Origin of the sequence: Streptomyces sp. SID11385, assembly GCF_010548245.1 — a bacterium.
Classification (GTDB): domain Bacteria; phylum Actinomycetota; class Actinomycetes; order Streptomycetales; family Streptomycetaceae; genus Streptomyces.
This window is the reverse complement of sequence record NZ_JAAGLR010000591.1, coordinates 20,729-29,002: the sequence shown is the minus strand read 5'-3', so window position 1 is coordinate 29,002 and position 8,274 is coordinate 20,729. Positions and strand designations below refer to the sequence as shown.

The window sequence follows — 8,274 nt, the reverse complement described above, 5'->3', positions numbered from 1 at the left end:
CGTCGCGCCGCGTGCAGCGAAGGGCAGCGCGGCGCGCAGCCGCGCCGTGAGGGTCTCGTAGTCGCCTGCCGTCGCGCCCGCGGGCTGAAAGGCGGTCACGACGGTGTGCGGCGGCGCGTCCACGTCGCGCAGGAGAGCGGGCATCCCGTGCAGGAGACGCGACGTCGCGACGTCTACCGGCCCATGCGCCGCGTCACCCGACGCGACGTCGCGGCGTACCACGGCCGCCCCGGGCGGGGGAACCGGCTCCCGCGAGCGCCGCACCTCCGTCACGGAGCAGCCGAGGCGCTCGGCGGCGAGCGCCAGCCGGGCCCTCGGCCCCTCGTCCACGCCGGTCACCGTCGCGCCCCGCGCCCGCGCGAGCACCAACGCGAGCCCCGCCCCGCAACCCAGGCCGAGCAGACGCGCGTCCGGTCCGATCGCAAGGCGTTCGTACACCGCCGTGTAGAGCGGGACGAGCATGCGTTCCTGGATCTCCGCCCAGTCGAGGGCGGCCCGTTCCTCGTCGTGTGTGTGCCGGGAGCCCGTGGCCCCGCGACGTGGTTCCCGCACGAGCATGGATGTCATGGATGGCGCCCCTATCGGCCCAGAGGTGTGTGATGCCTGTGCAGTCCGCCCCCGTGTGGCCCGTGCCGCCCTCGTGCGCGGCGTGAGCCGTCGCTTGTCCGCGCGTGCTCCCCCACGTATGCCAGGAAACTCCGTCCGCGCCACGCCGTCCAGGGGAGACCCGGGGCTTGTCGGCCAATGCTTGTGTGCCACGTTCCGCGCTTCCGTGCGCCGTTCGCATGCCGGTTTGCCCGGAGCGGCGCCCCCTTCATGCCGCCGGACGAGGCTCGCCGCGCGACGCCGCGTGATGTCACCGCGCCGCCGCACCGGCTTGCGGCCCGCGAGGCGACGTCACCGCGACGTCGCGTCGTCGGAGCACGCGACGTCACCCGTATCCGTCCGCCGTACCCCGCCTCGGATGCCGCCCACGTCGCGCGGTAACGTCGCCCCGTCGCGCGACGCGGCACGCAACAGCGCCGGACCGCCCGCCCGCGTCCTTCCGCCGGGTGTTCCCCGCCGCCGGTCCCTGAGGTATCCGGGCGCCGCGTCGCCGGACGCCGCGCGTAGCGGCGCTACGTACCGTCTTGCGGGGAGCTGTGACGGCTTCTCCGCACATCGACGCACCCGCCCTCCTCCGGACGCATCACGGCCAACTGGCGGGTACGAGCAAATTATTTGGGATGGCCCGGAATAGGAACACGCCGCGCGCGCGGCTCGTTGGTCACGACGTGAGCACGACACCACCTGTTCTCGCCGCAGAGCTGGCGCAGGCGTGGGCCGATATTCAGCGGTACCACCCCGACCTGCCGGATCTTGCCGCGCCCGAGTCCCTGATCGGGGAGTCCTCGTCCGCCTGCGGACACGAACTCTCCTTCGAACGACTGCTCCACGAGGCAGTTCACGGTCTCGCCGCCGCCCGGGGGGTACGCGACACCTCCCGCGCCGGCCGCTACCACAACCGCAGATTTCTCGCGATCGCCGAGGAACTGGGCCTGGACCACCCCGAGGAGCCCCACCCGAGCAGCGGCTTCTCCCTCGTGACTCTCGGTACCGAGGCGAGGAAGCGGTACCGGGCCACGATTGACCAACTGCACCGCGCGCTGAAGGCGCACACCGCCGCGACCTCCACCGACTCGTCGAGCAGCTTCCGCGGCCCCGCGGCCCGGCACGGTTCGTCCGGCGGCGGCGTACGCGTCAAGGCGGTGTGCGACTGCGGACGCAACGTACGCGTCGTTCCCTCGGTCCTCGCCCAGGCGCCGATCATGTGCGGCAAGTGCGGGGAGCCCTTCCGCATCCCCGAGCCGGCAGTCCCCGCCATGTCCTGAGCGCCGGGCCGCGCGCCACCGTGCGAGCCGACGGCGCGGCATGTCCGGCCCCGCCCCGGACGTGCCACGCCGCCGGACGCTCCGGCGCGTACCGGCTTCGCCATGCGCGACGTCGCGTCGCGCCGACCTCCCGTCGCGCCGCCCCACCGCGCCGGCCTCGACGTCGCGCGGGATCGCCCCCCACGTCGCGTCGCAGCGCTTCGTACGTCGCGGCATGGCACGCGACGTCGCGTCGTCTCCCTCACGTCGCGCCGCTCCCGCGGTGAGCGCGGCCCGGCTGCCTCTCCCCACGGGTTCGGGCGCGTCGGCGGCTGTGGCAGAATGGACAGCTGTACTCGACAGCCGCACAGGACCCCTCTCTCCTCCGGCTGACGTGTCCTGCGGGCCCGGTCGGATTCCGCAACCCCACGCGGCATCATCCGGTGCCCCACCCCGTCAAGACCAGGAGACACCACTCCCGTGGCAGTCAAGATCAAGCTGAAGCGTCTGGGCAAGATCCGCGCGCCTCACTACCGCATCATCATCGCCGACTCCCGCACCCGCCGTGACGGCCGTGCGATCGAGGAGATCGGCCTGTACCACCCGGTGCAGAACCCCTCGCGCATCGAGGTCGACGCCGACCGCGTGGCGTACTGGCTGGGTGTCGGCGCGCAGCCGACCGAGCCCGTGCTCGCCATCCTGAAGAAGACCGGCGACTGGCAGAAGTTCAAGGGCGAGCCCGCCCCGGCGCCGCTGCTCCAGCCGGAGCCGAAGCCCGACCACAGCGGTCTCTTCGAGGCCGTCTCGGCGAAGGCCGGCGACGAGCCCAAGGGCGAGGCCATCACGCAGAAGGCGAAGAAGGCCGACAAGAAGGACGAGTCCGACTCGTCCGAGTCGACCGAGGGCTGACATGCTCGACGAGGCTCTCGAACACCTCGTGAAGGGCATTGTCGACAACCCCGACGATGTGCAGGTGGCTGAACGCACCCTGCGCCGCGGGCGCGTTCTCGAGGTACGGGTGCACCCCGACGACCTCGGGAAGGTGATCGGCCGCAGTGGCCGCACCGCGCGCGCCCTGCGCACCGTCGTGGGTGCCATCGGTGGCCGTGGCGTCCGCGTCGACCTCGTCGACGTGGACCACGTGCGCTGAACTCGTACACGCGCTGAGGTCCCACCGGACACAGCACAGCACCGGCGCGGGCCGGGGCGGGCCCTCGGGCCGGCCCCGGCCCGTCGTCGTACCAGGACCCACGTCGCAGCAGGCGTCGTAGCAGGACAGGAGATCCCCAGAGTGCAGCTGGTAGTCGCACGGATCGGCCGCGCCCACGGCATCAAGGGTGAGGTCACCGTCGAGGTGCGTACGGACGAGCCGGAGCTGCGGCTCCCGCCCGGCGCCGTGCTCGCGACCGATCCGCCCGGTGCCGGGCCGCTGACGATCGAGCAGGGGCGGGTGCACAGCGGCCGGCTGCTGCTGCGCTTCGCGGGCGTGAAGGACCGCACCGCCGCGGAGGCGCTGCGCAACACTCTGCTGATCGCCGAGATCGATCCGGAGGAGGTGCCCGAGGACCCCGAGGAGTTCTACGACTATCAGCTCATGGACCTCGACGTGGTCACCGAGGACGGCCAGGAGATCGGGCGGATCACGGAGATCTCACACCTCCCCTCGCAGGACCTCTTCATCGTCGAGCGCCCCGACGGCAGCGAGGTGATGATCCCCTTCGTCGAGGAGATCGTCACCGAGATCGACCTCCACGAACAGCGCGCCGTGATCAATCCGCCGCGCGGGCTGCTCGATCCGGACGAGGCCGACGTCGCGTCGGAGCGGGAGACGCCGCGTACGGAGGCGGACGCGACGTCGGGCGACGCGACGTCGCGCGGCACGTCGCGTACGGACGGCGTGACGTCGCGCGGCAGCGACGCGGCATCCGCCGGGCACGACGCGACGTCGCGGGACGTCGCGCCCGAGGACCCCCGGTGACCGCCCCGGCGCCGCGTACCGCCGCTACGTCGCATCCCGCCACGTCGCGCGAGCCCGCGACCCCGACGGCGTCGCCCCCCGCCGCCCCCTCGCTCCGTCTCGACGCGCTCACGATCTTCCCCGAGTACCTCGACCCGCTCCACGTCTCCCTCGTGGGCAAGGCGCGCGCCCGCGGGCAGCTCGACGTCCACGTGCACGACCTCCGCAACTGGACGTACGACCGTCACAACACCGTCGACGACACCCCGTACGGCGGTGGGCCCGGCATGGTCATGAAGACCGAGCCGTGGGGCGACGCGCTCGACGAGGTACTCGCGGACGGCTACGAGGCGGGGGCGTGCGAACCGGTCCTCGTCGTGCCGACGCCGAGCGGCCGACCCTTCACCCAGCAGCTCGCCGTCGAACTGTCGGCCCGCCCCTGGCTGATCTTCACACCGGCGCGGTACGAGGGCATCGACCGGCGCGTCATGGAGGAGTACGCGACGCGGCTGCCCGTGTACGAGGTCTCCATCGGTGACTACGTGCTCGCGGGCGGCGAGGCGGCGGTACTCGTCATCACGGAAGCCGTCGCCCGGCTCCTGCCCGGCGTGCTCGGCAACGCCGAGTCGCACCGCGACGACTCCTTCGCCCCCGGGGCCATGGCGGACCTGCTCGAAGGTCCCGTCTACACGAAGCCGCCGTCCTGGCGGGGGCGCGGCATCCCCGACGTGCTGCTGAGCGGTCACCACGGCCGCATCGCGCGCTGGCGTCGCGACGAGGCGCTGGCGCGCACCGTCGCGCACCGCCCCGACCTCATCGCGCGCTGCGACCCCGCGGCGTTCGACAAGAAGGACCGCGAGACGCTGTCCATCCTGGGCTGGCGGCAGGGACCCGACGGCCGATTTGGGCCAACCCCCTCCGACGTGGAAGAATAGGCCGCTGCCGTCCGTCCGGCGCGCGCCCCTGCCACAGGGGGAACGACGCCCGCCCGATGAAGCGGCACCCTTCACTCATCACCATGTTCCGTTGATGACCTGTGGCATCAGCGAGGAAGCAGACACACATGTCCAACCTGCTCGACTCCGTCGACGCCGCGTCGCTGCGCAGCGACCTCCCGTCGTTCCGCCCGGGCGACACCGTCAACGTCCACGTGCGCGTCATCGAGGGCAACCGCTCCCGTGTGCAGCAGTTCAAGGGCGTCGTCATCCGCCGCCAGGGCTCGGGCGTCCGCGAGACCTTCACGGTCCGCAAGGTCTCCTTCTCCGTCGGCGTGGAGCGCACCTTCCCCGTGCACACCCCGATCGTCGAGAAGATCGAGCTGGTGACCCGCGGTGACGTCCGTCGCGCCAAGCTCTACTACCTCCGTGAGCTGCGCGGCAAGGCCGCGAAGATCAAGGAGAAGCGCGAGAGCTGATCTCGCACGCGCGGTCGGCGGGCCGCGCGCACCGGGCCACCACGGCCCCCAGGGCCCACAGCGTCGCCCGATAGCATCGGGGCGCCATGGACACCGAAACGCAGGACACGGAGCGCGACCGCTCCGCCGTACCGAATCCGTCCGCACAAGCGACGGACCGGGCGGTGGAGGGGTCGCGCTCTCGTCTGTCCTGGCTGCCCGGCGGTGTCTGGACCGTCGGAGGGCTGGCTCTCGTCGTCGTCCTGCTCCTCGTAAGCCGCTTCGTCGCCCAGCCCTTCGGGATTCCGAGCGCGTCGATGGAACCCGCGCTGCACGCCGGCGACCGTGTCATGGTCGACAAACTGGCGTACCGTTTCGGCGGCGAGCCGCGCCGCGGCGACGTCGTGGTCTTCGACGGCACCGGGTACTTCGGTGACGGCGACTACATCAAGCGCGTCGTGGGAGTCGGGGGGGACCGGGTGCGGTGCTGCGCCAAGGACGGCAGGCTCACGATCAACGGGAAGCCGGTCACCGAGCCCTTCCTCCACACCGGGGACGCCCCCTCGGACGTCGCCTTCGACATCGTGGTCCCGGCCGGACGCCTCTTCGTCCTCGGTGACCACCGCGCGGACTCCGCTGACTCGCGCGACCACCTCGGTTCGCCGGGCGGCGGCATGATCCCCCTCTCCGCCGTACGCGGCCGGGCCGACTTGGTGGTCTGGCCGCCGAGCCGCTGGAGCGGCCTGCAACAACGCGACGCCTACGCGCGCGTTCCCGCGCCGTCCGCCGCGGCCCATGGGTAGGCACGGGGGACAGCCGGGGCATCGCGGAACGGCGGACGACGGCGACGACGAGGCCGCGTCGGGCGGCGCGTCAGGGGAGGCGGGACCCTCGCCCGACGCGACGTGGCACGCCTGGTACGACGAGCGGGAGGCGGCAGCGTCCGGAGGCCGCGAGGCTCCGTACGAGGGCCACGACGTCCGGTACGAGGCGGACGGCGCCCCAGACGACGCCCCGTACGGCGTGGGCGGGGCGGACGGCGCGGAAGGTGCCCCGTACGACGCGCACGACGCCACGCGCTCCGTGCGCGACGTCGAGGCGTCTTACGACGCGTCGCACGACGGGAAGGCGACGTACGACGCGCAGGCACCGCGCGACGCGCAGGCGACGTACGGGGCCGCCGCCGCGGCCCGACGCGATGTGGGGCGCGTGGGACGTCGCGCGCGGGCACGTCGCGTCGCGCGCCGCAGACGTCGCGCGACGTTGCGCGAGATCCCCCTCCTCCTGGGCGCGGCGCTGCTCATCGCCCTCGTCCTGAAGACATTCTTCGTCCAGGCCTTCGTGATCCCCTCGGGATCGATGGAGGAGACACTGCGGATCGGCGACCGCGTGGCCGTCGACAAGCTCACCCCGTGGTTCGGCGCCGACGTGCACCGCGGCGACGTCGTCGTCTTCCGCGACCCCGGCGGCTGGCTCGGCGAGGAGGCGCCCGGCCAGGACACCTCGTCCGGACCCGTGCGGCAGCTGAAGAAGGGGCTGGCGTTCATCGGCCTCCTCCCGTCCGCGGACGAGAAAGACCTGATCAAACGCGTCGTCGGCGTCGGCGGCGACACCGTCGCCTGCTGCGACGCGCACGGACGGATCACCGTCAACGGACAGGCCGTCGAGGAGCCGTACGTGCGTGCGGGGAATAGGCCGTCCGAAGTCGAGTTCCGGGTCCACGTCCCGGCCGGGCGCCTCTTCGTGCTGGGGGACCACCGGGCGAACTCGGGTGACTCCCGCTACCACCTCGACGCGGGCTACGACGGAACCGTCTCGGAAGACGCCGTGGTGGGGCGCGCCGTCGCCGTCGTCTGGCCCCTGGGGCACTGGTCCACGCCGGGGCACAGGGACCGCTTCGCGCGGGTCCCCGACGCGGCGTCCGGGTGGCCCGTACGCACAGAGGACTCGCATAGTCTGGCCCAGGCGCGGCCGAAGGCCGGCGTCGCGCTCCCGACCCCTGCGGAACTCCCGCTCGTTATGGGAGTAGTGGGCCCACGTCTCCTACGGCGTGGGCAATGGCTCGAAGTGAGGAGTGAGCGTGGGGGACGTCGCGGTGGGCGCCCGGTCCGGACACGAGGGGCCGGAAGAGCCGGAGCAGGGAGGCGCGGGGCCGGCCGGCGCCGGAGAAGGGCGGGAGCCTGAGGTGACCGAGTCCGACGCGGACACCCCGCGAGGCCATGGCAGGACCAGCGCCCCGAAGAAGCCGCGGCCGTTCTGGAAGGAACTGCCGCTGCTGATCGTCATCGCCCTGGTCCTGGCGCTGATCATCAAGACGTTCCTGGTGCAGGCGTTCTCGATCCCGTCCGGCTCGATGCAGAACACCCTCCAGGTCAGCGACCGGGTGCTCGTCGACAAGCTCACGCCGTGGTTCGGCTCGAAGCCCTCGCGCGGCGAGGTGATCGTCTTCAAGGACCCCGACCGCTGGCTGGAGAACGAGCCCACGCCCACGCCCAACATCCTCCAGAAGGGCCTCAGCTTCATCGGGCTGATGCCGTCCGCGGACGAGAAAGACCTGATCAAGCGCGTCATCGGCGTCGGCGGTGACACCGTCGAATGCAACGGCACCGGCCCCCTCAAGCTCAACGGGAAGCCGCTCGACGAGCCGTACGTCTTCCAGGGGAACACCCCCTGCTCGGTGGACGAAGGCGGCCAGTTCAAGGTCAAGGTGCCCAAGGACAAGCTGTGGGTGATGGGTGACCACCGTCAGGCGTCGGCCGACTCGCGGTACCACCAGACCGACCGCAACCAGGGCTTCGTCCCGGTCGACAACGTCATCGGCCGCGCCTTCGTGATCGCCTGGCCGCCGAACCGCTGGTCGACGCTCTCGGTCCCCGACACCTTCCACCAGTCCGGCATCAACGCCGCGGCCTCCGCCACCGCCCCTGCTGCCCTCGGCCTCGTGGGTGCCTTCCCGTTCGTGCTCTGGCGCAGGCGGAGGCTTTCTGCCGAGCGTACCGACGGGTAGGGTGCCTCCCCAGACCGGCGATCATCGTGGTCGGACGCCCCGTATCCGGGGTGCGCCGACCCGGTGA

9 protein-coding genes and 1 pseudogene are annotated in these 8,274 nt (G+C 72.2%); 9 read left to right on the top strand and 1 reads right to left on the bottom strand.

The genetic code is table 11. The features are described from left to right. Positions 1-558 (bottom strand): annotated as a pseudogene (locus tag G3I42_RS17820) (SAM-dependent methyltransferase); the annotation flags it as partial. 668 nt (positions 559-1,226) lie between these two features. Here G3I42_RS17820 and G3I42_RS17815 point away from each other — a divergent pair. The 9 genes from G3I42_RS17815 to lepB (G3I42_RS17775) all read left to right on the top strand — a co-directional run bounded on the left by G3I42_RS17815 (position 1,227) and on the right by lepB (G3I42_RS17775) (position 8,207). Next, entirely contained in the window at positions 1,227-1,871 is a 645-nt protein-coding gene (locus G3I42_RS17815) for a hypothetical protein (RefSeq protein WP_203606944.1), read from the top strand. 459 nt (positions 1,872-2,330) lie between these two features. Then, positions 2,331-2,759: a 30S ribosomal protein S16 gene (rpsP, locus tag G3I42_RS17810; RefSeq protein WP_030995531.1), complete on the top strand. Its 429-nt coding sequence runs from the start codon at positions 2,331-2,333 to the stop codon at positions 2,757-2,759. Between the two features lies 1 nt (position 2,760). Beyond that, entirely contained in the window at positions 2,761-3,000 is a 240-nt protein-coding gene (locus G3I42_RS17805) for an RNA-binding protein (protein ID WP_009068901.1), read from the top strand. A gap of 141 nt (positions 3,001-3,141) precedes the next feature. Then, entirely contained in the window at positions 3,142-3,828 is a 687-nt protein-coding gene (rimM, locus tag G3I42_RS17800; RefSeq protein ID WP_164287133.1) for a ribosome maturation factor RimM, read from the top strand. Beyond that, positions 3,825-4,742 (top strand): tRNA (guanosine(37)-N1)-methyltransferase TrmD, encoded by a 918-nt coding sequence (gene trmD / locus G3I42_RS17795; protein ID WP_164287131.1) that lies wholly within the window; start codon positions 3,825-3,827, stop codon positions 4,740-4,742. Before rimM ends, trmD begins: the two co-directional genes overlap by 4 nt. Before the next feature lie 128 nt (positions 4,743-4,870). Continuing rightward, positions 4,871-5,221 (top strand): 50S ribosomal protein L19, encoded by a 351-nt coding sequence (gene rplS, locus G3I42_RS17790; protein ID WP_008745407.1) that lies wholly within the window; start codon positions 4,871-4,873, stop codon positions 5,219-5,221. 86 nt (positions 5,222-5,307) lie between these two features. Next, positions 5,308-6,003: a signal peptidase I gene (lepB, locus tag G3I42_RS17785; RefSeq protein ID WP_164287129.1), complete on the top strand. Its 696-nt coding sequence runs from the start codon at positions 5,308-5,310 to the stop codon at positions 6,001-6,003. Beyond that, positions 5,996-7,384, top strand: coding sequence for a signal peptidase I (lepB, locus tag G3I42_RS17780; protein ID WP_164287127.1), 1,389 nt, complete (start codon positions 5,996-5,998; stop codon positions 7,382-7,384). Before lepB (G3I42_RS17785) ends, lepB (G3I42_RS17780) begins: the two co-directional genes overlap by 8 nt. Then, a complete protein-coding gene (lepB, locus tag G3I42_RS17775; protein WP_164287125.1) occupies positions 7,281-8,207 on the top strand; it encodes a signal peptidase I in 927 nt (308 codons plus the stop codon). The genes lepB (G3I42_RS17780) and lepB (G3I42_RS17775) overlap by 104 nt, the downstream gene beginning before the upstream one ends. Positions 8,208-8,274: the final 67 nt, after the last annotated feature.

Excerpts from the sequence above, each read along its gene's own strand:
- G3I42_RS17815 (WP_203606944.1), top strand. The coding sequence starts at position 1,227 with ATGGCCCGGAATAGGAACACGCCGCGCGCGCGGCTCGTTGGTCACGAC.
- lepB (WP_164287127.1), top strand. The coding sequence starts at position 5,996 with ATGGGTAGGCACGGGGGACAGCCGGGGCATCGCGGAACGGCGGACGAC.
- lepB (WP_164287129.1), top strand. The coding sequence starts at position 5,308 with ATGGACACCGAAACGCAGGACACGGAGCGCGACCGCTCCGCCGTACCG.
- G3I42_RS17805 (WP_009068901.1), top strand. The coding sequence starts at position 2,761 with ATGCTCGACGAGGCTCTCGAACACCTCGTGAAGGGCATTGTCGACAAC.
- rplS (WP_008745407.1), top strand. The coding sequence starts at position 4,871 with ATGTCCAACCTGCTCGACTCCGTCGACGCCGCGTCGCTGCGCAGCGAC.